The following is a 726-nucleotide window of genomic DNA, read 5'->3' on the forward strand; positions in this document are numbered from 1 at the left end:
AGCTTACTTACAGCTCCCCGAGGCGTTTCGCCGTTCGTCGCGTCCTTCTTAGGCTCCTAGTGCCAAGGCATTCACCGTGCGCCCTTTCTAACTTAACCATTTTGACTGCAGATCTTCTTCGCATTCCTTCGTCAACTTCGTGGATCTCGGTCATGTCACGTAATGAATTACGCTCCATTCCTTCGACCACTCGTTTCCTCGAACTGCTCGAATCTCTTTGTCAAAAACGATCAATAAAGTTCGTTTTTATGAATTCTCGACTAGCTCGTTTGACCTTCTCTTAAAATAAGATTCCGGTAAACTTACTATATTGTTTCTCTTGCATTATCTAGTTTTCAAAGACCATTTCTTACTGGGTTACTTATCATAACACCAGTTAGAACCATTTGATAGACGTAAAATCTACCAATTTGTTTGAAAGAAAATGAATTCTTCCAAAACTGAACAAGGCTACTGACTTCAATCACATCATGTAACACTTTCAGTTAACACTTCATGCTGCCTTGCTCCGAGGAAGCCACCTTCGTAGCCATACTCGTAGACGCAGGAGCAAAAGTATTTATTTAGAGAGTTTTTGAGTCCTCTCAAAACTGAACAAAAGACCAAGCGCAAACAACCAAAGTTGTCTGTCGACTAGAGTAAATACTCCATAGAAAGGAGGTGATCCAGCCGCACCTTCCGATACGGCTACCTTGTTACGACTTCACCCCAATCATCTGTCCCACC

The 726-nt window shown here is 42.4% G+C and carries 2 rRNA genes; both read right to left on the bottom strand.

Annotated features, from left to right (window positions below):
- Positions 1-98, bottom strand: a 23S ribosomal RNA gene (locus J7W16_RS21820); the annotation flags it as partial.
- 555 nt (positions 99-653) lie between these two features.
- Positions 654-726, bottom strand: a 16S ribosomal RNA gene (locus tag J7W16_RS21825); the annotation flags it as partial.

This window comes from Halalkalibacter suaedae (assembly GCF_017939705.1).
Classification (GTDB): Bacteria; Bacillota; Bacilli; order Bacillales; family Bacillaceae_D; genus Halalkalibacter; species Halalkalibacter suaedae.